This window comes from Sphingomonas longa (assembly GCF_016892685.1).
Taxonomy (GTDB): Bacteria; Pseudomonadota; Alphaproteobacteria; order Sphingomonadales; family Sphingomonadaceae; genus Sphingomonas; species Sphingomonas longa.
On sequence record NZ_JAFEMC010000001.1, the window covers coordinates 378,477 to 403,503 of the forward strand.

General features: G+C 67.4%; 24 protein-coding genes. 9 read left to right on the plus strand and 15 right to left on the minus strand.

What is annotated here, in order from left to right:
- Positions 1-37 precede the first annotated feature (37 nt).
- From tssH to ILT43_RS01855, 8 genes are all read right to left on the minus strand, one after another.
- The gene (tssH, locus tag ILT43_RS01820) at positions 38-2,671 is read right to left on the minus strand and encodes a type VI secretion system ATPase TssH (protein WP_204193651.1); all 2,634 of its coding nucleotides are present in this window, start codon (positions 2,669-2,671) and stop codon (positions 38-40) included.
- A 230-nt stretch (positions 2,672-2,901) separates the two neighbouring features.
- Complete coding sequence (tssG, locus tag ILT43_RS01825; protein ID WP_204193653.1) at positions 2,902-3,975, minus strand: type VI secretion system baseplate subunit TssG; 1,074 nt, start codon at positions 3,973-3,975, stop codon at positions 2,902-2,904.
- Entirely contained in the window at positions 3,972-5,783 is a 1,812-nt protein-coding gene (tssF, locus tag ILT43_RS01830) for a type VI secretion system baseplate subunit TssF (protein ID WP_204193660.1), read from the minus strand. The genes tssG and tssF overlap by 4 nt, the downstream gene beginning before the upstream one ends.
- Positions 5,784-5,786: 3 nt before the next feature.
- Positions 5,787-6,263 (minus strand): type VI secretion system baseplate subunit TssE, encoded by a 477-nt coding sequence (tssE, locus tag ILT43_RS01835; RefSeq protein WP_204193662.1) that lies wholly within the window; start codon positions 6,261-6,263, stop codon positions 5,787-5,789.
- Positions 6,260-7,720: a type VI secretion system contractile sheath large subunit gene (gene tssC / locus ILT43_RS01840; RefSeq protein WP_204193668.1), complete on the minus strand. Its 1,461-nt coding sequence runs from the start codon at positions 7,718-7,720 to the stop codon at positions 6,260-6,262. The genes tssE and tssC (ILT43_RS01840) overlap by 4 nt, the downstream gene beginning before the upstream one ends.
- Positions 7,721-7,743: 23 nt before the next feature.
- Positions 7,744-9,246 (minus strand): type VI secretion system contractile sheath large subunit, encoded by a 1,503-nt coding sequence (tssC, locus tag ILT43_RS01845; protein ID WP_204193671.1) that lies wholly within the window; start codon positions 9,244-9,246, stop codon positions 7,744-7,746.
- Between the two features lie 6 nt (positions 9,247-9,252).
- The gene (tssB, locus tag ILT43_RS01850; RefSeq protein ID WP_204193677.1) at positions 9,253-9,765 is read right to left on the minus strand and encodes a type VI secretion system contractile sheath small subunit; all 513 of its coding nucleotides are present in this window, start codon (positions 9,763-9,765) and stop codon (positions 9,253-9,255) included.
- 68 nt (positions 9,766-9,833) lie between these two features.
- Positions 9,834-11,069 (minus strand): type VI secretion system protein TssA, encoded by a 1,236-nt coding sequence (locus tag ILT43_RS01855; RefSeq protein ID WP_204193679.1) that lies wholly within the window; start codon positions 11,067-11,069, stop codon positions 9,834-9,836.
- A gap of 47 nt (positions 11,070-11,116) precedes the next feature.
- Between ILT43_RS01855 and ILT43_RS01860 the strand changes: the two genes are divergently transcribed.
- Positions 11,117-11,410, plus strand: coding sequence for a PAAR domain-containing protein (locus ILT43_RS01860; protein ID WP_204193681.1), 294 nt, complete (start codon positions 11,117-11,119; stop codon positions 11,408-11,410).
- 10 nt (positions 11,411-11,420) lie between these two features.
- Positions 11,421-12,134 carry a PP2C family protein-serine/threonine phosphatase gene (locus ILT43_RS01865; protein ID WP_204193683.1) on the plus strand — a complete coding sequence of 238 codons (714 nt, stop codon included), beginning with the start codon at positions 11,421-11,423 and terminating at the stop codon, positions 12,132-12,134.
- Here ILT43_RS01865 and mprF read toward each other — a convergent pair.
- The 3 genes from mprF to ILT43_RS01880 form a co-directional block, all read right to left on the minus strand.
- Complete coding sequence (gene mprF / locus ILT43_RS01870) at positions 12,103-14,691, minus strand: bifunctional lysylphosphatidylglycerol flippase/synthetase MprF (RefSeq protein WP_204193684.1); 2,589 nt, start codon at positions 14,689-14,691, stop codon at positions 12,103-12,105. The two genes, ILT43_RS01865 and mprF, sit on opposite strands and share 32 nt — an antisense overlap.
- Entirely contained in the window at positions 14,684-15,106 is a 423-nt protein-coding gene (locus ILT43_RS01875) for a DUF2147 domain-containing protein (protein ID WP_204193686.1), read from the minus strand. The genes mprF and ILT43_RS01875 overlap by 8 nt, the downstream gene beginning before the upstream one ends.
- 85 nt (positions 15,107-15,191) lie before the next feature.
- Positions 15,192-16,049, minus strand: a complete 858-nt coding sequence (locus ILT43_RS01880) for a MipA/OmpV family protein (protein WP_204193688.1) — start codon at positions 16,047-16,049, stop codon at positions 15,192-15,194.
- 269 nt (positions 16,050-16,318) lie between these two features.
- On the opposite strand from ILT43_RS01880, the gene ILT43_RS01885 reads away from it, so the two are divergent.
- The 5 genes from ILT43_RS01885 (at position 16,319) to ILT43_RS01905 (ending at position 20,060) form a co-directional block, all read left to right on the plus strand.
- Positions 16,319-16,834, plus strand: a complete 516-nt coding sequence (locus tag ILT43_RS01885) for a DUF1003 domain-containing protein (RefSeq protein ID WP_204193690.1) — start codon at positions 16,319-16,321, stop codon at positions 16,832-16,834.
- Positions 16,831-17,202, plus strand: coding sequence for a PDZ domain-containing protein (locus ILT43_RS01890; RefSeq protein ID WP_204193691.1), 372 nt, complete (start codon positions 16,831-16,833; stop codon positions 17,200-17,202). The genes ILT43_RS01885 and ILT43_RS01890 overlap by 4 nt, the downstream gene beginning before the upstream one ends.
- Positions 17,199-17,888 (plus strand): response regulator, encoded by a 690-nt coding sequence (locus ILT43_RS01895; RefSeq protein ID WP_211534342.1) that lies wholly within the window; start codon positions 17,199-17,201, stop codon positions 17,886-17,888. Before ILT43_RS01890 ends, ILT43_RS01895 begins: the two co-directional genes overlap by 4 nt.
- A 5-nt stretch (positions 17,889-17,893) precedes the next feature.
- Complete coding sequence (locus tag ILT43_RS01900; protein ID WP_204193693.1) at positions 17,894-19,243, plus strand: sensor histidine kinase; 1,350 nt, start codon at positions 17,894-17,896, stop codon at positions 19,241-19,243.
- Positions 19,244-19,319: 76 nt separating this feature from the next.
- On the plus strand, positions 19,320-20,060 hold the full coding sequence (locus ILT43_RS01905) for an AcvB/VirJ family lysyl-phosphatidylglycerol hydrolase (RefSeq protein WP_204193695.1): 741 nt from the start codon (positions 19,320-19,322) through the stop codon (positions 20,058-20,060).
- Here the strand turns inward: ILT43_RS01905 and epsC are convergent.
- Positions 20,041-20,970: a serine O-acetyltransferase EpsC gene (epsC, locus tag ILT43_RS01910; RefSeq protein WP_204193697.1), complete on the minus strand. Its 930-nt coding sequence runs from the start codon at positions 20,968-20,970 to the stop codon at positions 20,041-20,043. The two genes, ILT43_RS01905 and epsC, sit on opposite strands and share 20 nt — an antisense overlap.
- Before the next feature lie 128 nt (positions 20,971-21,098).
- On the opposite strand from epsC, the gene ILT43_RS01915 reads away from it, so the two are divergent.
- Positions 21,099-22,535 carry an NAD-dependent succinate-semialdehyde dehydrogenase gene (locus ILT43_RS01915; protein ID WP_204193698.1) on the plus strand — a complete coding sequence of 479 codons (1,437 nt, stop codon included), beginning with the start codon at positions 21,099-21,101 and terminating at the stop codon, positions 22,533-22,535.
- Between the two features lie 47 nt (positions 22,536-22,582).
- Here ILT43_RS01915 and ILT43_RS01920 read toward each other — a convergent pair whose 3' ends face one another.
- Together ILT43_RS01920 and ILT43_RS01925 are read right to left on the minus strand one after the other, a co-directional pair.
- Complete coding sequence (locus ILT43_RS01920) at positions 22,583-23,431, minus strand: MBL fold metallo-hydrolase (RefSeq protein WP_204193700.1); 849 nt, start codon at positions 23,429-23,431, stop codon at positions 22,583-22,585.
- Positions 23,428-23,667, minus strand: coding sequence for a hypothetical protein (locus ILT43_RS01925; protein WP_204193702.1), 240 nt, complete (start codon positions 23,665-23,667; stop codon positions 23,428-23,430). Before ILT43_RS01925 ends, ILT43_RS01920 begins: the two co-directional genes overlap by 4 nt.
- Before the next feature lie 113 nt (positions 23,668-23,780).
- Here ILT43_RS01925 and ILT43_RS01930 point away from each other — a divergent pair, with 113 nt between their 5' ends.
- Positions 23,781-24,635 (plus strand): manganese catalase family protein, encoded by an 855-nt coding sequence (locus tag ILT43_RS01930; protein ID WP_204193703.1) that lies wholly within the window; start codon positions 23,781-23,783, stop codon positions 24,633-24,635.
- 107 nt (positions 24,636-24,742) lie between these two features.
- On the opposite strand, the gene ILT43_RS01935 is transcribed toward ILT43_RS01930, so the two are convergent.
- Positions 24,743-25,027, minus strand: coding sequence for a DUF1467 family protein (locus ILT43_RS01935; RefSeq protein ID WP_204193705.1), 285 nt, complete (start codon positions 25,025-25,027; stop codon positions 24,743-24,745).

Genomic DNA, 25,027 nt, shown 5'->3' on the forward strand with positions numbered 1-25,027 from the left:
CCGGTCTTTTCACGCACACCGTCTCGCGCTCACCCGATCAGGTGAGATCGATCACATAATCCTGTTCGCCAACACCCCCGGCACTCGCGCCGATATGGATCGCGTTGACCTCGCCACCGTCTGCGCGGAGCGTCAGCACGCGATCGGCGAGATCGGCGAGTAGCCCGCGCTTCAGGATATTCTCGATATTGCGGGCACCGCTCTCCACTTCGGTGCAGCGGGCCACGACCTTGTCGAGGAATGCGTCGTCCCAGTCGAAGGTCGCCCCATAATTGGCGACCACCCGCTTGCGGATCCGCTCCAGGCTGATGACCACGATCTCGCGCAGGATGTTCGGCTGCAACGGGAAGTAGGGCACCACCGTCGTCCGGCCGAGGAACGCCAGCTTGAAATACGACGTCAGGTCGGGCCGCAGTTCCGCCGCCAGCGCTTCCGGCTCGGGCATCGTCTCGGCATTGCGGCACAGCCGCTCGATCGTCTCGGTGCCGAGGTTCGAGGTCATGATGATAAGCGTGTTCTTGAAGTCGATGTCACGGCCCTGACCATCGCGCAGCATGCCCTTGTCGAACACCTGATAGAAGATGTCCTGCACACCCGAATGCGCCTTCTCCATTTCGTCCAGCAGGATGACCGAATAGGGCTTGCGCCGCACCGCTTCGGTCAGCACGCCGCCCTCACCGTAACCGACATAGCCGGGCGCGGCACCGACCAGCGTGGAGACTTTATGCTCCTCCTTGAACTCGGTCATGTTGATCGTCGTGACGTTCTGCTCGCCGCCGTACAGCAACTCCGCCAGCGCCAGCGCCGTCTCCGTCTTGCCGACGCCCGACGTTCCGCAGAACAGGAATACGCCGAGCGGCTTGCGCGGATCGGCCAGACCCGCGCGCGCCGTCTTCACCGTCTGGCCGATAATTTCCAGCGCGTAATCCTGCCCCTTGATCCGCTTCTTCAACTGCTCGGGCACGGTCAGCAGCGACTTGATCTCGTCCGCCACCATGCTGCCGACCGGAATACCGGTCCATCCGGCCAGTACTTCGGCGACAACGGCGCGGTCGACCACGTCGTACACCATCGGCACCTTGCCCTGCACCTCCAGCACCTTCGCCTGCGCATCGCGCAGCAGCTGGATCTTGTCGGCATAGTCGGGCGCATCCGCCGCCAGCCCGTCGATCGCCACGCGCGCGTCGCCGACCGCCTTCACCGCATCGCGCTCTGCGATCCAGCGCGCGGCGGTTTCGTCGCGCTCGACTTCCAGCGCCGCCTTCTTCTCCGCACGCTCGGCCAGCTTCGTCGCGACATCGACGCCCGACCGCCCCTCTCGCTCCAGCATCGACACTTCGGACGCGAGCAGCCCCAGTTGCCGCTCCAGATCCTCGACGGCCGGCGGTGTCGCCGCCTGGCTGATACCGACGCGCGCGCACGCCGTATCCAGCAGCGAAATCGCCTTGTCCGGCAATTGCCGTCCGGTGATGTAGCGGTGCGACAGACCCGATGCCGCCTCCAGCGCCTCGCCGAGGATGCGAACCTTGTGGTGCTTCTCCAGCACCGGAACGAGGCCGCGCAGCATCGCGACCGCCAGCGCCTCCGCCGGCTCCTCGACCTTCACGACCTGGAAACGGCGGGTCAGCGCCGGATCTTTCTCGAAATACTTTTTGTACTCGGCCCAGGTCGTTGCCGCGATCGTCCGCATCTCGCCGCGTGCCAGCGCCGGCTTCAGCAGGTTCGCCGCATCATTCTGGCCCTCCGCACCGCCTGCACCGATCAGCGTGTGCGCTTCGTCGATGAAGACGATGATCGGCGTCTGCGAGGACTTCACCTCGTCAATCACCGACTTCAGCCGGTTCTCGAACTCGCCCTTGATCCCCGCGCCCGCCTGCAACAACCCGAGGTCGAGCGACAGCAACCGCACGTTCTTCAGCGCATCGGGTACATCGCCCTGGACGATCCGCAACGCGAAGCCCTCGACGACCGCAGTCTTACCGACGCCGGCCTCGCCGGTCAGGATCGGGTTGTTCTGGCGACGCCGCGTCAGAATATCGACGATCTGCCGGATCTCCGGATCGCGACCGAATATCGGATCGATCTTCCCGTCGCGCGCCTGCTGCGTCAGGTCGATCGTGTATTTGTTCAGCGCTTCCTGGCCGCGCGCGACTCCGCCCGACGGCGACGGAGCACCGCCGCTGCCAGCCGCCGTTTGCGCCGCCTCCGCCTTGGCCGCTTCTTCGGAGGACGCTGCGATCTGCACCATCGTCGTCCGCAACGTCTCGGTCGGGATGCGCGCGAACTGGCCGCTCGCCTCGCGCGGGATCGCCGACAGATCGTCTGATGTCAGCAGCGCCAGCAGCAGATGACCGGACCGCACGATCCCCGCGCCATGCTCCAGCGACGCGATCAGCCACGCCTCGCGAATCAGCGTCACGACGTTCGGCGCCAGCGCCGGTGCGCGGCCGTTACCCGTCTTGAACCGGTCGATCTGGCGATTAATATCCTGCGTCAGCCGACCTGCATCGACTTCGAAGTGGCTGAGGATGACGGCGATATCGGATGTCTGACGATCGATGAGGCGAAGCAGCCAATGCTCCACCTCGACATTGTAGTTGGTCCGCGACAGCGCGAGGCCGGCCGCACCTTCCAACGTCGTGCGGCAAACCTCATCGAGCTTGCCTACCAAGCTTTTCAGATTGACTTGTGCCAATGTAGATCATCCCCCCCGGCAAGCGCGATCCTACGCCTGCGGCTTTCCCCATGAAATCATTACGCTTCGATCGTCTCGATCGAAAGAATACCCAGGTCTTAACCTTTTCGAATCATCCCCGGCCTATTTCCCCCCGGCCCGGCCCCGCATGCTCGATCCCCGATCAATACTCCAGCGCCATTGCGGCGACAACAGAGATATTGCAGTCAACCACGGATCGCGAGCGGGACGTTGCAATCGACGAGGATGTCCATCGAGGACGGATTCAACGCCATCCATGCCGTTCGACCCAAGATTGCCGGGGCATGCGCCGCACCCAGTTGCAGCGGTGGCACCTCGCTGGCGGAGATGGCGAGCCGCAGAATCGGGCGGTACTCGATACCCGCGGCCAATCGACACACTTCGCGCACCCGCGTAATCGTCGCGTCGTCCGTGCAAAGCGCGATCAGCTCGGCATGGCCGACGGGTCCGACCTCGATGACGTAATGATGCTGCACGTCGAGGACCGCGGCCCCGATCATCGCGGCATCCGGCACATGATCGTCGGCACCGTCATGACCGGGCATTTCCAGCCGTTCGCCGCCCAGCCGGGTAAATCGGCCGAACGCTGGCCCACCGATCCGTGACTGTTCTTCCTTGGGCAGCGCCATCCAGACCGGCTCCGCCTGGATCACGCGCAATGGCCGTTTCAACAGGTGCCGCAACACCGTCTCCACCGATGCGGCGCTTCGGCGCTGATCGCCCAGATGATGCGCAAGCGGCGCAAGCGCCACATCGTCGAGAGCCAGGCGATCGCGCATCGCCGGCGTCGCGAGGCCGGCGAATGCCAGCATCGCACCCGTCGCCGCGTCGCTCCCGCCGCGCCCAGCGCGCTCGTGATCCAGCAACCAGTTGTACTTGCGCGCGATCCGGTAGAAGAACGACAGGGCTCGGTGGTCGAACAGGTTCAGGAACGCCGCCACCGATCGATCGCGCAATCTCCGTCGCTGAAGCTGTATCTCGCTGTAGAACGGCGGCATCGCCGCCGTCGCGCCGACCAGACCCAGGATGTTTGTCGTCACGCGCGGCTGCCGCCCATCGTCGTCGATCGCCGCCAACTCCGTCGCGACGAGGCCCATGCGGTCCGACGCGACGAAATGCAGCGGCTCCTCCTCGATCGGGGCGTCCTCGCCGAGAGGTGCGCCACGACCCTCCCGCCGCGCTGCCTGCTCGATCAGACGCCCCGCCTGAACCAGCGACGTTCGCGTCGCCCGCGATCGCAAACGCGCCAACGCGGTCATGTCAGGTCGCGGGTACCGACGCGCGCGCGCCATGTCTTCCACAGTCCCGGCTCCCGCCGCAACTTGGCAGACGTCCGCGTAAAGCTGTTGAGTGCGCAGGCGGTCGCCAGAAAGTGCTCGATGACGACGCAAAGCAGGAAGGCGCCGGACCCGGACAACCGCTCGTCATCGATCTCCAGCGTCACATCCACGCCCGCCGCGACGGCGCTATGTCCTCGCAACCGCATCCGTGCAACACCAGGCTCCGACGTCACGCCGACCAGTCGGTCGCGAAGGTGCACGCTCTCCGCCGTATCGACGATGTCGTATAGCGCCAGCACCTCCCGCAGCGCCTGAGCGCCCTTCGTGCCGCCGGATAGGCTGAGATGGTTGAGGGCCATTTGACCGACCAGTTTCCACACCGCGGCGCGGCGCCGGGCGGGTCGTCGGGTCGGTGTCGGCTTGGTCAGGGCGGTGGCACCGACGAGTCCGGGAACCTGCTCGTCGACCTCGAGTGCCGGCCGGCCGCCCCCGAACGGCAGGCGCATCGGCAGATCGCGGTTGGTCACCCTCACCCGCGTCAGCGCGACCGTCGAGTCGTCGCCGATCATCCGCCCGTCGAGGTCGGCGATCGACAGGAACACGTCGTCGCCGCCTCCGGGAGCGAAGCTTCCGCGTCGCGCCGTCGCGTGGAAGAAGCGGCCACGCTCGCCGCCGCCGTGAATCGAATGCAACATAGGCGCATCGACCTGTTCGCCCTGCGCATCCTGCAACCGCACCTCGCACACCGAATGCACCTCCAGCGCGTCCTCGCGCCTGGCATCGGGCACGATCCTGTATTCGATCTCCGTCTGATCGATCTGGATCGGCTCCGCCTCCATCTCGAACAGGTTCAGCACGGGCACGGCGAACAGTTCGAAATCCTCCGCCCTGACCACGCGCTCCAACTCGGCCGCCGGTTTGTCGAGGTAGAAGAACAGCTCCAGCCGGCCACCCGCAATGTCGAGCGTCCGAGCCGCCAGCCCGGTGATCTCGACGAACAGATGCTTTTGCGGGAACGCGAAATGCTCCTGCACCACGGCGTACGCGGTCGCCGCGACCTCCGTCTGCGGCAGAAGCAGTTCGTCCCGCTCAAGGCCCATGATCCGCAGGCGCTCGGGCGGCAGCAGCACCGAGCGCGGGTCCGTCGGGCCCGTACCGACGCCGATGCCTAACAGGTTGACCCCAAGTTGCTCGATCAGGATCTGCGCCCGCCGCGCATCGCTCTTGATGAACAGCCGGACGCGATCGAGGCCGAGCGACACCATTTCGAGGTCGGCCACCGTGGTCGTCAGCGCGATCCGAAGGACGCCCTTCGCCTGGGCCACGCCCAGCGCCGGCGCGTCCAGCGGCAACCCGCCGAGCGCCGCCTCCTCGATCCTGAGCGGCAGCAAGGTCGTGTCCCAACACGTGCGGTAGCGGCAGGGCTCGCCCGTCACGGGCTCGGTCGTCAGTACGGTGCCCGCCGGTACGACCACCGGCTTGTCCAGCGCCGGCGCCGGCATCAGGCGCGCCACGAAGAAGGACGGCACCGGCTGGATCAGATGGGGATACAGCGTCAGCAGCAGGGCGTCGGACAATTCCGGGAACTCGTCGTCGATCTTGTGCCGCAGTCGCGCGTTCATGAACGCCACGGACTCGATCAGCCGGCCGATATGGGGGTCTTCGGTCGCATCGCGCGTCAGCCGCAATCGCGACGCGATCTTGGGATAGGCATCCGCGAACGCACCCGCCGAACTCCGCAGGAAGTTCAGTTCGCGCTGATAATAGGGGATGAGATCGTCGATCATGCGCTATCGTGCCAGATTGACGTCGATCGCGCGATCCGATGGCCGCAGTCGCGCATCGTAGACCACCGCCTCCTCGATCATGTCCAGGACCATGACCGCGCTGATCCTGAAGCGAACCCCGGCCGATGTCGGCGCGCCGTCCACCTCCACTTCGACGCGGCGCAGGCGTGGCTCGTGTGTCCGGATGCCCTGTGCGATCATCCGTCGCAGCCGCTCCCGCACCGCTTCGCTGCTGAAGTCTTCGGTGCTGAGATCGGCGAGCCCGAAGCCCACCACCGTGTCCCCCAGTCCGGGTCGCGAGCCCAGCCATCTGGAATAGGGGCGTTTGCCGTTGAGCAAGCCCTCCAGATCGCGTCGCATCCCCAGCTTCACCCGGCGGAAGGCGGCATCGTCGTCGTCCTGCTCCTCGATCGTCTCGTCGGGCGCATCGTCCATCAGGCGATCGAACAGCGACAGCAGCGGCCGCGTCGTGTCGGTCACGCCCCGACCTCCCGCCCGATCTGCGTCGCCAGCCGGAACTCCGACGCGATCTGATCGAGTTGGTAATGGGGCTGGATCGCGATTTCGCAGGCATAGGTGCCGGGCTTGCCGACCACCTCGGTCACGACGACGTTCGCCTGACGCAGTGGATAGCGGACCCGCATCTCCGGACTCGCATCGTCGTTACCCGTGACATAGGCGGACAGCCACGTCTGCAGCAGCCGCTGACACTCGCGCGCATCCGCGTATTTCCCGACCCAGTCGCGGGCGATCACCTTCACGTAATGCGCGAACCGACACACGCACATGATGTAATTCAACATCGCGCTCATCTTCGCGTTCATCCGGGCCGCCTCATTGTCGTAGTCCGGCGGACGATGCAGCGTCGGCAGATTGAGGAACGCCACCGATCCGGTCAGGTGCAATTGGCGCAGACAGATGAACCCGGCGGCGTTCAGCGCGACCTCCTGTTCTTCCGAGATCGCGTTCTCGGTCGCGAACCGGGCGACGGTGCCCGGCCGGTCCGGCCTCAGCATCAGCTTGACCGGCCCATCGACGATGCCGCCCTCGTCCGCCGCGATCGCGCCGCGAACGTCCGCCGGCCAGCGATGCTGGCGCATCGCGCGCGCCGCCACGCGAGCCAGACCGAAGCCGCCGCCGATCCACAACAGGTCGGCGGGACCGGCGACCGCCTCGTCATAGACGAAGCCCAGCCGCGGCATCGACCGCCCGCGATAAGGTTGGCGCATCAGCAGGCGGGGCACCACCGCACCGATGAAGCGGCAGTCATTCTCTCCTCGCAGACGCTCGTATCGCGCCAGTTCCGGTCCGTTCAGGCTGGCGGCGAGATCCTGCCGAAGGTCGATCTCGTCATATCCATCGAGCCCGACCATACGCGGATCGACGCCTAGGATGATCGGACAGAATGCCGCCGCCGCTACCTCGGCCAGACTCGACACGGCGGCGAGATCGTCGACGCGCTCCCGTCCCGATGGCCGATGCCAGAGCGCGTGATCGACGACGAGCATGCCGAACGGCTCGCCGCCCGGCGTCCCGAATTCGCCGCTATAGATCTTCTCGAACAGGCTGGTCTGGTCGAACGCCACCGCGCGTTCCATGTCGCGGGCGATTTCCGCCCAGCGAGCATCCAGGATGCGCAGCTTCAGGCCGCTGTCGCCGGCCATTCCCTCGACCAGCCAGTGCGTGCCGCGCCACAGCGCTTCGATTTTCTGAAATCGCGGGTGGTGCAGGATCGCATCGAGTTGCTCGCCAAGGAGCCGATCGATGGCCGCGATCGCCGCACCGGCCCGGCCGACCTGGCGCCGGCGTGCGACATCCCGCCGGGATCGCTCCGCCCGGTCGGTATCGGACGACCGTGGAACCGGACGATCCGCGACCTCGCCCTGCTCGACGATGTTGTCGAGCAGGGCTTCGGTTCCAAGGCCGTCCAGTTCCATCGATCCGATCCGATCCGGTTGGATCAGCCGGCCTTGCCCGGAATGCGGGCGACGAGCCGCATCGACGTCGTCAGCTCCTCGAACTGCAACCACGGGCGCAGATGCGCGACCGCGGTGTAGCTGCCCGGAGCGCCCGGAACTTCCTTCACTTCGACCTTGGCCTCGCGCAGCGGATACCTGGCCCGCGACTCCTGACCGGCCCCTTCCGACGCGTTGACATATTGGCCGATCCAGCGGTTCAGCCACTGCTCGGTATCGCTCGCCTCCATGAAGGAGCCGATCTTGTCCCGCGCCATCACCTTCAGATAATGGGCGAAACGGCTGGTCGCCATGATGTACGGCAGCCGCGCGGAAATGGCGGCGTTCGCCGTCGCCTCCGGCCGATCGTACTTCTTGGGCTTCTGCATCGTCTGCGCACCGAAGAACACGGAGAAATCGGTGTTTTTGTAGTGGCAGAGCGGCAGGAAGCCGAGGTCGGACAGTTCCTTTTCGCGGCGATCGGTGATGCCGATTTCCGTCGGGCACTTCGCATCGAGGTCGCCGTCGTCCGAATGGAAGACGTGCGTCGGCAGGTTCGTCACCTTGCCGCCGCCCTCTGCACCGCGGATCGCCGTGCACCAGCCATATTGGGCATGCGCGTCGGTCAGGCGCGCGGCGAGTGCGTAGGATGCGTTCATCCACGCATAATCGTCATGCTGCATCGGCTTGGCGTTGCCGTTCGAATCGCGCGGCGCTTCCTCGTAATCGAACGCGTCGACCGCCTTGGTGTCCTTGCCATAGGGCACGCGCGACAGGACCTTCGGCATCGTCAGCGTGACGAAGCGCGCGTCCTCGGTGTTCCGGAAGCTGTTCCACTTGATGTAGTCGGCCGTTTCGAACAGCTGCTTCATGTCCATCGGATTGGCCAGCTCGGTAAAGCTGTCCATGCCGAACACGTTGGCATCCGCCGCAGAGATGAACGGGCAGAAACCCGCCGCCGCGACCGACGAGATGTTGGTCAGCAACTCGACGTCCGACGACGACTTGTTGAAGTAGAAATCGCCGATCAGCGTGGAGAACGGCGCACCGCCCGCCGTACCGAACTGCTCCTCGTACACCTTCTTGTAGAAGTTGCTCTGATCGAAATCGGTCGCCTTCTCCAGGTCGGCGGCCAGTTCCTTCTTCGTCACGTTCAGCAGCTGGACCTTCAGGCCCTCGCCGATCTCGCTATTCTTGACGAGGTAGTTGAGCCCGCGCCAGCTCCCCTCCAGCGTCTTGAACTTCTCGGCGTGCATGATCGCGGCGAGCTGCTCGGAGATCTGGGCGTCGATCTTCGCGATAGCCTCGCGCAGCGTGACCGTCATGTTCTTCTGGAACTGGACGGTGCCGCTCATCGCTTCGTTGGCCAGCGTCCGCATCAGTTCCTCGACGCGGCTCGGCTCGGTCTGCTTAGTGACGCTGATCGCCTGATCGAGCAGGCTCAGGCCCGTCTCCTCGGTCGTGATCGTCTGCGCGCCACCCTGTGTCTGGGTATCGGTATCGGCCATCGTCACTTACTCCTTGGGCGCGTCGGACACGCCGAGCTGCTGCTGCAATTCGGCCAGCGAGCCGTTGTCCTGAAGGATCTTCTCGAGCAGACCCTCGAGCTGCTCGGAGCCGTCGGCCTTCGCCATCAGGTCGCGCAGCGCGTTGCGCGTCTCCATCAGCTTGCGGAGCGGTTCGACCTGCTGGACGATCTGCTCGGGCTCGAAATCCTCCATCGAGCGGAACTTGAGATTGACCTCGAATTCCTTGCCGTTCTTCTCGACGGTGTTGTCCACTTTCAGCTTCACGGCCGGTTCGATGCGGGCCATGACCTGGTCGAACTTGTCCTTCTTCAGGTCGACGAACTTGCGCTCCTTGAGCGCCTTCTTGGCGATCGCCGAGTCCCCCGAGAAATCGCCCAGGACGCCGACCACGAAGGGCAGCTCCTTCAGTTCCTGCGCACCTTCGGTTTCGACATCGTAGGTGATGTGCACACGCGGTTTGCGCACCCGCTTCAGCTTGTCATGTACCGAGTCAGCCATATCCCACCCTCCAAGGCGCGACGTCGCGCCGTATTACGATCCGGGGCGACATGCCCCGGCGATTACGCTCACTCCGGCGGCGGGCGGATGCCCGAACGCCAGTAAAACAGTTCGCGGCTCGATCCGTCGGGGATCAGTTCGATGAGCAGGTCGTCGAAACTCATCCGCGCCCGACGATCGACGTCGCGCAACGCGGAGCCGATCGGCGAAATAGGTTCGTACTTCTCGAAATAATCGGCGGCGGCGTTGACCGCCCGCAGCGCGTCCTCCCGTCGCGTGATCTTGCCGATCGAGAACGGCGCGTTGGCGGCGCCCCCGGCCACGACGACCGCACCGTCGCCGGTGGCGTCCGCGACATGCTCGGGCGGATCCTCGACATCGTTGGCGCTGTCGTCCGGCAAGAGCCGCAACAGCCCCTCCAGCCACTCGCGGATCGACCGCAATTCGTCGCTGACGCGCGATGCCGCTGGAAACCGGGGCTTGGTCCGTTCCGAGATGAAACTCACCGTCCGCCGCCACGCCGCCTCCGCCGACGACAGGTGCACGACCGCGATGCGCAACGGCTTGCCGCCGACCCGCCGAGCCAGCGCCTCGGATGCGGCCATCGCTTCTTCGGCCTGTGCCTGCAGCGATGCGCGCTGTTCCGGCTTCACCGTCTGGGCGGACGCCAGCATCCCCTCGGCCACCACCCGGTCCATGTACCGCAAGGACTCGTCGCCGCCGCCCGCGAGCACGAGGTTGCGCAAGGGACCGATCAGCGTCCCATCCTTGTCGCTACCACCGCCCGAGAGGCCGGAAAGCGGCTGGAATCGAGCTTCGACGCCGTCTTCCTCGTCCTCCGCCGGGTAAAGCCCCTGGTCCCACCATGTTTCGACCAGTTCGGACATGACCATCACGGCCCGGTCGAACCCAGCCAGGCCGTCCCGCCGCGCGCAGGACTCGACCAAGATTGCCATGATCTCAAGGTCTTTGCCGTGTTCTTTCAGGTAATCGACGGCGGTTTCTGCGATCTGGTCCCAGCTCCAATTGTCGCCGTCGCCGAAATCTTCGCCCATCGCCGCCTTTTGCTCGATGCGGAAGATCGCCTTGCGTTGAAACCGGATTTCTCGAAAGAGATCACCAACTTCGCCCTCATCGGCGCGACCGTCGATACCCGGACCATCAGCGATGGGCGCAAGAATATCAGCGTCGATGCCATCGCCGATGATCACTGAATATTTCCTCCCGCCCCGATGACGACTCGATAGGCCCCCGCCTGCGCCGTTGCACGCGCCTTTTTTGCCTCGACAGCAACTTTCTCGCAAGCATCGTTCGTGCTAGCTGGAACGAATAGTCAGGGAGGGTTGGACCGATGGGGATGCCGGCGTCGCGCCAGACGGATATGCATGTCTGCCCCGCCGCGACGGGGCCCGTGCCCCATGTCGGCGGACCGATCACCGGACCGTGCGTCCCTACCGTGTTGATCGGCAAGCTTCCGGCTGCGGTCATGGGCGATCTCTGCACCTGCGTCGGTCCACCGGACTCGATCATCAAGGGCAGCGCCACGGTGCTGACCGGCAAGAAGCCGCAGGTCCGAATCGGCGACTCCTGCGCGCACGGCGGGGCGATCATCCTCGGGCTGCCGACCGTTCTGGTCGGCGGATGACTCCTCACTCATGAACGATCACGCCGAGGCCGCCGCGCTCAGCCATGTCGGCTGCGTCAGGACCGCCAACGAAGACAGCGTGATGACGCACCCCGGCGGCAGTTTCTGGGCCGTGGCGGATGGCATGGGCGGGCATGCGCGCGGCGATTGGGCGTCACAGACCGTCGCGGCGCGCCTCCACGCGGTGTCGCTCACGGGCGGTCTGGACCATGATTGCGAGGCGATCGCCGACGCGCTCGCCGCCGCCAATGCGGAGGTGGTGGAGGCCGGCCGCGTCGCCGTACGGACGATCGGCACCACGGTCGCCGCGCTGTTGCTGGCGGAGGGACGCTGCGCCTGCCTCTGGGTCGGTGACAGCCGCGTCTACCGCCTGCGGGGCGGCATGCTGCGGCAGATGACGCGCGACCACAGCCAGGTCGACCAGCTCGTCGCGGCGGGGATCATCCGCCCGGAGGAGGCGGCGGACCACCCGCTGGCCAATGTCGTGACGCGTGCGATCGGCGGGGAACCTGACCTGGCGCTCGACGTGGTCGAGGATGCGGCGGTGGCGGGCGACGTGTTCCTGTTGTGCTCCGACGGATTGAACAAATGCCTGTCGGATGCGGAGATAGCAGCGCTGCTCGAGGCTGCGCCGGCAGCCGCCTGCGACGCGCTGGTTCGCGCGGTGCTGGCACGCGGTGCGCCGGACAATGTCAGCGTGGTGGTGGTGCGCCTGCCGGGCTGAGCCGGCGCACGGGCGGGTCGGCGATCAGCGCGTTGAGATCGCGCAGGCCCTGTACCAGCGCCAATCCGCGCGGTCCGGCGATATAGCGCGGGGCCCAGAGCGGCTGGAACTTCTCCTTGTACGCCCGCAACCCGCGAAAGCCGTAGAGCTTCTCGCCATGCCGGAACAGCAATCCAGCGATCCGTCCCCAGGCAGGCGCGCTCCTGCGGCCATCGATCCCCGACAACGGCGCGAGGCCCAGCGCGAAGCGGCGATAGGCGTTCGCCTGCCCCCACAGCATCAGGCTGACGAACAGGAAGTCCATGACGCCGGACGGAGCGGCATCGTCGTGCCGCATCAGGTCCACCGACAGTTCGCTGCGATCCGCCGTCGCCCAGACGTTGGCGAACGCGACGATCCGGCCGTTCATGCGTGCCACCGCGCAATCGAACTGCGCCATATAGGCGGGATCGAACCGGCCGAGGCTGAAGCCCTTTTCGCGCTGGCTCTTCGCCGTCAACCAGTGATCCGATACCGGCCCGAGCTGCGGCAGCAGCGTGGTAACCTCCGCCGCCCGGACGATGTCGAACGTCACGCCGTCCCGCACCAACCGCCGGTGCGTCTGGCGAAGCGAGCGCATCGCACTGCCTTCGAGCGTGAAGGCCGCGAGGTCGACGATCGCCTCCTCCCCGTATTTGACGATCTCCAGACCCATCTCGATTGCAATCTCCAGCGTTCCGGCGCCGATCTGGTAGAGCAGCAGCCGACCCTGCGCGGCGTCCGCCATCGCGCGCAGCCGCCACAGCAGGTCGGGCCACGCCGCCCGCGCGCCGACCGGATCGGCCATTGCGATCCAGCTTCGCCCGCGCACCTGATACATCACGAACGCGTCGCCGGCCGTCGAGAACAGGAAGCGCTTGTCGCCGGTCAGCGCCAGCATCGCGTCGGTGCGCTCGGCGATCGCGAGCACGGCGGCGACTTCCTCGTCGGATGCCGTCTCGCCGTCGCGCACGGGGGCGGGCAGGAACAGCCGCAGGAACGCCGCCCCGCCCAGCACCACGCCGATGCCGAGACTGGCGCGCAGGAACCGCGACGCGTCGTCGCCCACCGCGAACTGCCACCACAGGCGCTGGCTGTAATCGACATGCTTGTACGCGAAGAACCCGACCCAGATCGCACCGCCGATCACGATCGCGACGCTCGCCACGAACGCCGGCGACAGCGGACGCGCGACCAGCGCCGTCCGGCGGTAGAATGCCCCGCGCGTCCATTGCAGCAGCGCTGCGATCGTCAAACAGACGACCGCCTCCTCGTAATCGATGCCCTTGAACAGGCTGAACGCCGCACCCGCCACCAGCAGCGCACGCGCCGCGTGGAAGGCACCGTCGAGCCGCCGGTACAGCCCGGGCGCGATCAGCAGCAGGCCGGTGCCAACCAGACTGGCGGCAAGATGCGATCCTTCGACGAACGGCAACGGCACCCATTCGGTCAGGTCGTGCAGCCGGCCCGGCACCGCGGGCAGCGATCCCGACAGCAGCAGCACCGTACCACCGCCGAAACAGGCCGCACTCAGCAGCGGCGGCGCGATCCCGTCCGCCAGCATCCGCGCGCCCGCCATCGCCTTCGCAGGCAGGCGTCGTCGCCCCTCGTGCCACACCAGCGCGACGATGCCGAGCGCCAGCGGCAACAGGTAATACAGGACGCGGTAGGCGATCAGCGCCGCAAACAGGGCGGTGCGGTCCACCGGCACCGCCGCCAGCACCACCGCCTCGAACACGCCGACGCCACCCGGCACATGGCTGATGAGCGCGACGATGATGGCCAGTGCGTAAGCGAGGACGAAGGTGGGAAGCAGATCGGGGGCTGCGCCGGGGATCAGGACGAACAGCGCCGCCGCCGCCGCCGCCAGGTCCAGCGTGGCGATGCCGATCTGCGCCAGCGCCTGCCGGGCGGTCGGCAGGGGTATGCTCCATCCGCGCCAACCCACCTGTCGCGGCCCCGCGGCGCACAGCGCCACGAACGCCGCCGCCGCAATTGCGATACCCGCGCCGATCAGCCGTGCCACCCATTCCGGCACGACCAGCGTCGCGATCGGCAGCGGGCCGGCGTGCACGAGCAACGCCCCCCCCGCCACGGCCAGCACGCCCATCCAGAAGGTCGCTCCCGCGATTGCGACGACGCGCGCCACGTCCGGGCCGTCCAGTCCCGCCGCGGTGTACACGCGGTAGCGGGCCGACCCGCCGGTGATCAGCGCCAGCCCCAGATTGTGGCTAAGCGTATAGCTGGTGAAAGAGCCCAGCGCCGCCGTGCGCCACGGCAGCGGTCGCCCGACGATACGCAGCGCCAGCACGTCGTAGAGCGTCAACGCCAGATAGCTGAGGACGGTCAGCAGCAGCGCCGCCACCACCTGCCCTCGCCCGATCCGATCGAATGCCGCGGCGACATCCGCGAGCCGGATCTCGCGCGTCAGATGGTGCAGCGCGACCAGTCCCAGGCCCACGAGCATGACGACCAGCGCCGACGCCAGCCATGCGCGCCGCTTCGCAACCGCAACGATCCGGGCGAGCCTGTCACGCATCGGGCATATGCTCGACCCGATGCCAAAGCTGCGACCGGCAGATGAAGCCGCCGATCAGGCACCCCTTCACCTTCAACTGATTACGGTCGACCAGCGCGATCGTGGACGAGAAGCGCCGCCCCATGTCGGGGACGTAGATCGTGCCCGACCACGTGCCGTCCTTGTTGGGCTCGTAATCCTGGAGCAGCGCGACGCCGATCAACGGATCGACTCCCTCTTCACGGGCGTCCTGCTTCGCCTGACCATTGGCCCAGCCGATCCAGCCGCACAGCTTGCTGCCGCAATCGCCCGCGCGCACCACGACGCTGCCGTGCGGGTTCATCCACAGGCCGGCCAGCGCATCCGCTGGCCGCTGCGCCACGGCCGGTCCCGCGATTGCAAGCGCCGCCGACGCGACCGCTGTCTTCCACCACATCCCCATCGCTCCCGCTCCGCTTCCGGCCGCCTTTGGACCCGGCGGGGTGGCCGCAGGCTGTGGGCGTTCTGAACTTTTGGTCATGTCAGAACGTCCACTCGACACCGACCGCACCATTCCACTGGTCGGGGCTGCCCGCATCGGCGACGATCGGTGACCGCGCGTAGCGGCCGAGCAGGCGCTGGTACCCGCCGGTCGCGAACAGCCCCAACCCGTGCGTCAGGTCGCCGGTGATCGCGTGCGCCACCAGCAGGCTGGCGTTCCAGTCCTTCCACCCTGCACGATCGGCCCCATCATAGGGGTCCAGCCCGCTGGTCGCAGCGCCGGCGGCGGAGATGTCGTAATAATAGTCGCCGAAGCCGCGCCCGACCCAGTCGGCGCCCGCCGACAGGCTGACATAATCCTTGCGCGACAGCGGCGTCGAATAGCTGACACTGGGGCTGACGACATAGCTGCGATGGGCGTCGTGCACATCCGCCTGATACGACACGCTGGCGCTGACATTGTCGTAGGGGCTGGTGACGACGCCAGTGCGCTGGATGCCGGCCCATGCCCCGACCTCCCACGCCGACCGCAACTCGCCGAGGCCGGATACCCGCGAGTCCTGAATGCGGCTCGTCCGGTCCAGCCGCAGTGCCGCGATCGGTCCCGCCTGCGCCTTCCAACCAACGCCGCCGCTGCCGCGGATCGCGTCCAGCCACAATGCCGTTCCCTGCGATGCGAACGCCAGGCCGTGCACCTGACCCTGTAGCGCGATGCCGGGCACGATGCCGTACTGGTCGGACCCGGTATAGCTGGGCACCACCGCCGGGCCGACGCCGATCGTCAGCCGATCGGCACCCGGATCCACCGGGGGTGGCGGCGTGGCGGGGCTGGCCTCCTGCGCCTGCGCGCTGGCGGAGAGCAGCGCCAGCACGGCGGTAAAGGCAAGGGGGCGGATCATGACGTCCGGGTACGCGCGGCGACCGGTGCGGAAGCTGTCCGCGGGATGACGAAGCGCTCATTTCGGCGCGGATTGTGAAGAACCTACTGTCCCCGCCCCGTCAGGAAATGGCTGCGACTTCGCTCAGCTACCTGTCACCAAGCCCCCCCCGGGGCATTCTGCCGAAGGGAGGGCGAGTTGGCGCGACGCCCCTGGCCGCGCGCCCGCATGACGAAATCGTCACCTCTCGCCCACCGCGTGCCAAACCGGGCGATGGCAGGAGTGCGATCATGACGACACCGCCCCAGCACCGCCTGTTCCGGCACATCTTCGGCGAACAGAGCCGCGCGCTGGAGCCGGAGGAGCGCCGCGTCCTCGATCATATGGAGCTGGCGCTGACCGTCTCGCGCGATGCCGCCGATGTCGCCGACGAACGGTCTTCGTTCGGCGATCGGCTGGCCGACCGGGTGGCGGCGGTGGGCGGATCGTGGAGCTTCATCATCGCCTTCGCGGCGGTGCTGTTCGGGTGGATGCTGCTCAACACCGACGTGCTGGCGCATTGGGGTGATGCGTTCGACCCCTACCCCTACATCTTCCTGAACCTGATGCTGTCGACGCTGGCTGCCGTGCAGGCCCCCGTCATCATGATGAGCCAGAATCGGCAGGCCGCGAAGGACCGCGTCGCCGCCAGCCTCGACTACGAGGTCAATCTGCGGGCCGAACTGGAGATCCTGCGCCTGCACGAGAAACTCGATCGCCTGATCGCGGATCGGGATCGGATCGGTGCGCGGGAAGAGACGCGATGAGGGGCTTGGTCGCGGTCGCCTGGGCGGCGATCGGCAGCGCCGTCGCGGGAAGTGCCGGCATCGCGCTGATCCCCGGCTGGCTGTCCGCGCCACAATTGCGGGGGGCGGTCGGCGGCGCGACCTTCGCGACGCTGGTTGGCGACCGGCAGGGGCGGCTGGTCGTCACCAGCCTGCGTACCGGTGGGCCGGAGGCCGCGGCGGGCCTTCGGGTTGGAGACGTCGTCGCGGCGGTGAACGGCACATCCGCCCCGTCGCTGCGCACGCTTCGGCGCGAAGAAGCGCAACGGGACCCCGTAAGTCTGGTCGTCGACCGCCGGGGTGCCCCGTTGACGCTGACGCTGCTACATCCGGATCAGGGAGGGCGATGATGACCAAGATCCTGCTCGTCGAGGATGACGACACCACCGCAGACTATGTCGCCAACGGTTTGAAGGAACAGGGTTTCGTTGTCGATCGTGCCGCAAACGGCCGCGACGGCCTGTTCCACGCGACCGACGGCGGCTACGACTGCATCGTCCTCGACCGGATGATGCCGGGGATGGACGGCATGGCCGCACTGGCGGCGATGCGCGCGGCGGGCGTGGAGACACCCGTGCTGATCCTGTCGGCGATGAGCACGCCGGAAGACCGCGTCGCCGGCCTGACCTCGGGCAGCGACGATTACCTGACCAAGCCGTTCGTGTTCGCCGAACTGCTCGCCCGCGTGCGGCTGCTCGTGCGGCGCGGCCAGAACGCCGGTACCGCGCCGGAAACGAAGCTGGTGTGCGACGATCTGGAAATGGACCTGCTCGGTCACCGCGTGAAGCGCGCGGGCAAGCCGATCGACCTCCAGCCGCGCGAATACCGCCTCCTCGAATTCATGCTGCGCCACGCCGAACAGGTCGTCACCCGCACGATGTTGCTGGAGGGCGTGTGGGATTACCATTTCGATCCCGGCACCAACGTCACCGACGTGCATATCAGCCGCCTGCGTAAAAAGGTCGACGAGGGGTTCGCACGGCCGTTGCTGCACACCGTGCGCGGGTCCGGCTACAAGCTCGGCGTCGAGCGATAGCCGGGTTGCGCCTGCCCCGGTCGGCGACCGTCCGGATCGCCGCGCTGGTGTTCGCGCTGCAACTCGCGGGCGCGGCGACGACCCTCGTCACCGTGCGCCAGATCACCCGCAGCCAGATCACCGCCGCGGCGGAGGACATGGCGCGCGGCGTGCGCGGCGACCTGATGACCGCCTATCGCGCAGGCGGGACCGATGCCCTGCGCGCGGCGGTGTCGCAGCGGGTGCAACGTCGGCAGCCGCCGCAGACCGTGCTGATCCTGACCAACGCGGCGGGGCGCTATCTGGCCGGCAATATCGCCGACTGGCCGCCCACCGCCGACCCCGGCAGCGGCGCGACGACGATCGAGCTGTTCCGCATCGACCGCGAGGTGCCGGAGCGGATGCGGGTGCTGACCACCACCCTTCCCGGCGGCGAACGCCTGCTGACCGGGCATGTGATCGAAAGCGAACTCAGGTTCGCGCGCGCGATGGAGGAAGCGATGGCCGTGGCGATGGCGGTCGCGCTGGTGCTGGCGGGCCTCGCGGGATGGATCGCGGCGCGGATCATCGACGCACGGGTCGGGCGCACCGTCACCACGGCGCAGGCGGTGGCGGCGGGCGATCTCGGCCGCCGCGTGGAAAGCGACGGCGGCGACGACGCGTTCGAGGCGCTGGGCCGCGCGGTCAATGCCATGCTCGACCGCATTGCGTTGCTGGTCGGCGAGTTGAAGGTCGCGACGGACGGGCTGGCGCACGATCTCCGCTCACCCCTCACCCGCCTGCGCGCGACGCTGGAGCGCGCGCTCGCCGCCGCCGACACGGAGGCCTCGCGCACCGCGATCGTGCGGGCGATGGACGAAGGCGACCGGTTGCTGTCGATGCTCGACACCGCGCTCCGCATCACCCGCGCCGAGGCAGGCTTGGGGAGGGAGGCGTTCGCGGACACCGACATCGCCGCGCTGCTCCACGGACTGGCGGAAATGTTCGAACCGCTGGCGGAGGATCGCGGCATGACGATGAGTGTCGGGGCCCCAGCCGATCTGCGCGCTCCCGCCAATCGCGAGATGCTGGGTCAGGCACTCGCCAACATCGTCGACAACGCGCTGAAATACGGACGCGGGCAGATCGCGCTGAGCGCGGCGGTCGCCGGCGACCTGATCGCGATCACCGTCACCGATCGCGGGCCGGGCATCCCCCATGATCGCCGCGACGATGCGCTGAAGCGGTTCGGTCGTCTGGATACGGCCCGGGGGGAGAGCGGTGCGGGGCTCGGCTTGTCGCTGGTCGCGGCGGTGGCGCATCTGCATGGCGGCACGCTGACGCTGTCGGATGCCGGACCGGGGCTGGCGGTCACCTTCACGCTACGCCGCGCGTGACCGATCGTTCATGCGCCGGACGCTCGGCGGACGGGCAGCGCACAGCACAGCGGCGGCGATCGAGGAGCCTTGCCGCATGTCCACCCTACCCCGCCGCCGCAACCGGCTCCGCTCCGTCCTGATCGTCGCGGGCGTCGTGCTCGCGGCGCTGCTCGGCTATCTCTACAGCGCGGGCATCTTTGACCGCGATCCGGTGCATATGTTCGACGCGCAGGGCCCGCGCGCGCCGGTGGCGGCGCTCTACTTCTCCGGCGACACGGGGCTGCGCTTCGGCATGGGCGCGGCGACGACGAAGCTGCTGGCGGCGCACGGGATCGAGACGGTCGGGTTCAATTCGTCGACGATGTTCCGGACCCGGCAGACGCTGGCACAAACGAATACGCTGATCGCTGAAGCGGTTCGACAGGCGCTGGCTCGCACCGGCAGCCGGCGGATCGTGCTGATCGGCCAGTCCTACGGCGCCGACGTGCTTCAAACCGGCCTCGCGGCGCTGCCGGCCGACCTGCGGGCGCGGGTGGCCGGCATCATCCTCGTCGTGCCCGGCGATACCGTCTTCCTGCGCGCCGACCCGTCCGGCTTCGTCTATCGCGGCACACCCGACAGCATGGCCGTGACGACCGCGCGGACGCTCGACTGGGCACCCCTCACCTGCATCTACGGAGTCGAAGAGACGGACAGCCTCTGCCCGCTGCTGCACGTCCGCGGCGCGCACGTGATCGGCATGCCGGGCGGCCATTTCCTCAACCGCGACGCCGACGCGCTGGGCGCGCACGTGCTGCGCGCCGTTGCTCGGTCGATTACGCCAGTTCGTCCCTGAGCTGCCCCGCCGAGGAGCGGTCGAGCAACTGCGCCTCCGGCTGGACGACGACGCTGTCGGGCGGCACGTCGCTCAACAGCCAGACATTGCCGCCGATCGTCGACCGCGCGCCGATCGTCACCCGCCCCAGGATCGTCGCGCCGGCGTAGACGACGACATCGTCGCCGACGATCGGGTGGCGGGCATAGCGGCTGCCCCCCTCGCCCTTGCGCCGAGCCGCACCCAGCGCGCTGCGGGCGCCGAGCGTGACGTGCTGGTAGAGGCGGACGCGTGCGCCGATGATCGCGGTCTCGCCGATGACGACGCCGGTGCCGTGATCGATGAAGAACTCCTCGCCGATCGCCGCGCCGGGGTGGATGTCGATCCCGGTCCGCTCGTTGCCGATCTCGGAGATCAGCCGCGCGACGATCGGCGCACCCAGCGCATCGAGCTGATGCGAGATCCGGTGGTGCAGGCTGGCGATCGCGCCGGGATAACTGACGAGGATCTCGTCGACGCTACGCGCCGCCGGATCGCCGAGGAACGCCGCCTCCACGTCGCTGTCGATCAGGCGGCGGATGTCGCCCAGTGTCGCGCCGAACAGCCGCACGATCGTTGCCGGCAAGTCCTTCTCGAACGCGCCGCGCGCCTCCGCCTGCCAATAGCCGAGTTCGTTGCCGATCTCCCGCTCCAGCGCGGTGAACGCCGCCAGCAGCTTGGCGACGACGAAATTGTCCTCGTCGACCGGCTTGCCGCGGAACTGGCCCAAACGCCGCGGATAAAGCGCCGCGGCCAACAGCGCGACGACATCCTCGACGACCGCGCGCGACGGAAAGCTCGCCACATCGCGACCCTCCGGCTGGCGCGCGCGCCACGCCTCCCGCGCCGTCCGCAACCCCGCCGCCGCTTCGCCGATCGCCGTACCCGTCATGCCGTTCCTCCTCGGCAGACACGATACCGAAGTCGATGCGTCGGAATTCGAAACAAATGCTTCGTGCCCGGCAAGTGGTGACACCGATGCGGCCGATGCCTAGTTGGGGGGGATCCAAGGAGAGTAGAATGGCGACGACCTACGACGCGAAACTCGGCCTCTATATCGGCGGCGAGTGGCTCGGCACCGAGGGACGCGAGACGCACGACGTCCTCAACCCCGCCACGGGTGCGGGCCACGCGGCGCTGCCGCTGGCGACCGCCGCCGATCTCGACGCGGCGCTGGAGGCGACGCAGCGCGGCTTCGTGCTGTGGCGTGGCACCGCGCCCGAGAAGCGCGCCGCCGTGCTGCAGAAGACCGCGCAACTGATCCGGGAACGTGCCGACCACCTCGCGCGCATCGCCACGCTGGAACAGGGCAAGATCCTCGCCGAAGCCAAGGGCGAGGCGCTGTTCGCCGCCGCCCTGCTCGATTTCCATGCGGGCGAGGCGCTGCGCATCTATGGCCGCGTCCTGCCGCGTCCGGCCGGCACGCGCAGTCTGGTGCTGCACCAGCCGGTCGGCCCCGTCGCCGCGTTCTGCGCGTGGAACTTCCCGATCATGAACGTCGTCCGCAAGATCGCGCCCGCAATCGCGGCGGGCTGTTCGATCATCATCAAGCCCAGCGAGGAGACGGCGGGTAGCGCGGTCGAAGTGCTGCGCTGCTTCCAGGACGCGGGGCTGCCCGGCGATGTCGCGCAGTGCGTGTTCGGCGTGCCCGACATGGTGTCGCGCCAGCTGCTCGCCTCGCCGATCACGCGCAAGCTCAGCTTCACCGGCTCCGTGCCCGTCGGCAAGCATCTGATGAAGCTGGCCGCCGACACGATGATGAAGACGACGATGGAACTCGGCGGCCACGGCCCCGTGCTGGTGTTCGACGACTGCGATCTCGACAAGACGCTCGACACGCTGGTGGCGCACAAGTTCAGGAACGCCGGACAGGTCTGCATCGCGCCGACCCGCTTCCACGTCCAGGAGGGTGTCTACGACGCCTTCGCCGCAGGCTTCGCGGAGCGTACCCGCGCCTTGAAGATCGGCGACGGGCTCGATGCCGGCACGCAGATGGGGCCGATGGCCAATCCGCGCCGTCCGGAGGCGATCGGCGAACTGGTCGAGGACGCACGGCGGCACGGCGCGAAGCTGCTCGCGGGTGGCGAGCGCGGTGGAGAAGGCGGGTTCTTCTTCCAGCCGACCGTGCTGGCCGACGTGCCGCTCGACGCGCGTGCGATGAACGACGAGCCGTTCGGCCCGATCGCCCTCCTGCGCCCCTTCGCCACGGTCGACGACGCGATCGAGCAAGCCAATCGCCTGCCCTTCGGTCTCGCGGCGTATTGCTTCACCGAGAATGGCCGGCGCCAGAACCTGCTCGGCGACGCGATCGAGGCCGGCATGGTCGCGATCAACAATGTCCGCCTCAGCTGGCCGGATAGCCCGTTCGGCGGCGTGAAGGACTCCGGCCACGGATCGGAGGACGGCCCCGAGGGCGTGATGGCGCACCTCGTCACGAAGACGGTCCATATGATGTGACGGTGCAGCTTTCCGCTCCCTCCCTTTCGGGACGGAGCGGAAACGGATCAGCGCGGCGTTGGCGACCCCGCCAGCGCCGCGAACTCCGTCGTGTCGTGCGCGCAGAACATCCGCACCTCGGCGCCATGTTCGACCGACAGCGCCCGCAACCGCGCCTGATTGGCGACCCGCGCGGCCGCGTCGACCTGCATCAGCCGCTGATAGCCGCGAAGGCCCGACGGGCAGGACCGCCGTTCCGAGCCGACCTCGCCGTGGTGGAAATAGGCGTCGGCGGCATAGAACAGCCAGTGTCCGTCCTCTTGCTGCACGGCGACGCCGGCATGGCCCCAAGTGTGCCCCGCCAGCGGCACCAACAGGATCTCGGGGGGCAGCCCCTCCAGATCGCGCACCGCGTCGAACCCGAACCACCGCTCGCCGCCGCCGAACGGATAGAGCGACCAGTTCGTCGCCTCATCCCACTGCTGCGGCCGATAGCGTTTGCGCGACACGAACGCGCCGCCCCGTTGCGCATCGGCAACTTCCTTCTCGCGTGCGGTGACGTGGATGCGCGCATTGGCGAAATCCTCGATCCCACCGGCATGGTCGAAGTCGAGATGGCTGACGACGATATGCCGTACATCGCCGGGATCGAACCCCAGCGCCCGCACCTGCGCGACCGCCGTCTCCTCCACCTTCAGCTGCGGCCGGTTGAGCGTCAGGAAGAAGTCGGACAGCCGGTCGTGCGGTCGCGCCACGTCCTTCGTCCCGAACCCGGTATCGACCAGCACCAGCCCGGCGTCGCTTTCGATCAGCAGGCAATGGCAGACCAGATGCCCCGCCCCGCCGTCGTTCCGCCCGTCGAACAGCCGACCACCCGGCGGGCAGCACGTGCCGCAATTCAGATGATGGATCTTCATGCCGGGCCTCCCTCGGCAAGCCGTCGCCGGGTACGTTCCGCCAGCGCCGGCTCGCGACGGGCCCAATAGGCCCAGCCGATCGCCCCGCCGGCAACGATCGCACCCAGCACCAATGGCGTCGTCGCCCTTCCGCCGCGGACATTCGCAACGCTCGTCATCTCGTCCTCCGACCTGTCTCGATCATCCCGGCCGAACGCGATGATGCGGTACGCCGATCCCTCCGCGGCACACGTCATTTGACGTAGGTTATTGAGAAACTTGGCGATTGTTCTGCGAGGGCAACAAACCCCGACGGTCGTTAACCGTTACGTCTGCGGCGCGATCGCCATAACCGATAGCGAGGCAGACGATGTATTATCATGACAAACGGCTCCAATATCCCGTGCAGGTAACGGAGCCCGACCCCGCGTTCGCGCGAATGCTGCAACAGGCCATCGGCGGCGTCGAAGGCGAAATCCGCGTGTGCATGCAGTATTTCTTCCAGGCGTGGGGCAACCGCGCGCCGACCACGAAATATCGCGACATGCTGCTGAACACGGCGACCGAAGAAATCGGCCACATCGAGATGCTCGCGACCGCCGTCGCGCTGAACCTGGAGAAGGCACCGGCGAAACTTCAGGAAGAAGGCGTCAAGGACGGCATCGTCGGGGCGGTGATGGGCGGCGAAAACCCACGTCACAAGATCGAGGGGCTGATCCACAAGAACCTGCTGTCGGGCGGTCTGGCGGCGATGCCGATGGATTCGGACGGCGTGCCGTTCAACATGAGCCACATCTACGCCAGCGGCAATGTCGCCGCCGACATGTACTGTAACGTCGCGGCGGAGAGTACCGGGCGCGTGCTGGCGGTGCGCCTGTTCAACGCCGCGCATGACGAGGGCATGAAGAAGATGCTCCACTACATGATCGCACGCGACACGATGCACCAGCAGCAATGGCTGGCGGTGATCGAGGAACTCGGCGCGGAGCCGAACAATCTGCCGATCCCCAACAGCTTTCCGCAGGACATGGAGGATCAACAGAACAACTATAACTTCTATGTGACGTCGCTCGACGGCACCTATCCGGAAGGCCGCTGGACGCAGGGTCCGACGCCGGACGGCAAGGGCGAGTTCACGGTCTTCCGCAACGAACCGCTGGGCGAGGAACCGATCCTGGGGCCAGCCCGCCCCGACAGCGGCGCGCAGGCGCAGCAGATCGGCTGATCGGCCCGACCTGCTCGCTGCGTTTCAAGGCAGACGATGACCCCTGGTACGTAGGGATCAGGCGGACAGAGAAGGGACCGGACTTTCGCAGACGCGAAAGTCCGGTCCTAACGCGCCCGCTCGGCCTCGATCCGCCCGGCAATATCCATCGTCTGCGGCGTGATCCACCCATAGTAATAATTCAGCTGGAACAGCACGAAGAGCGTCGTCGCGACCACCGTCACCCACAGCACGACGCGGCCGAGCCTGAACTCGTGAGGCGCGCTCTCGGCTTGGCCGGGAACGTAGTCACCCCCGGCCTCGTGCGTGGTCCGCACGCCGAATGGCAGCACGAGAAATACGCTGAACGCCCAGAACAGTATGTAGATCGCCAGGGCGGACGTCCAGCGCAT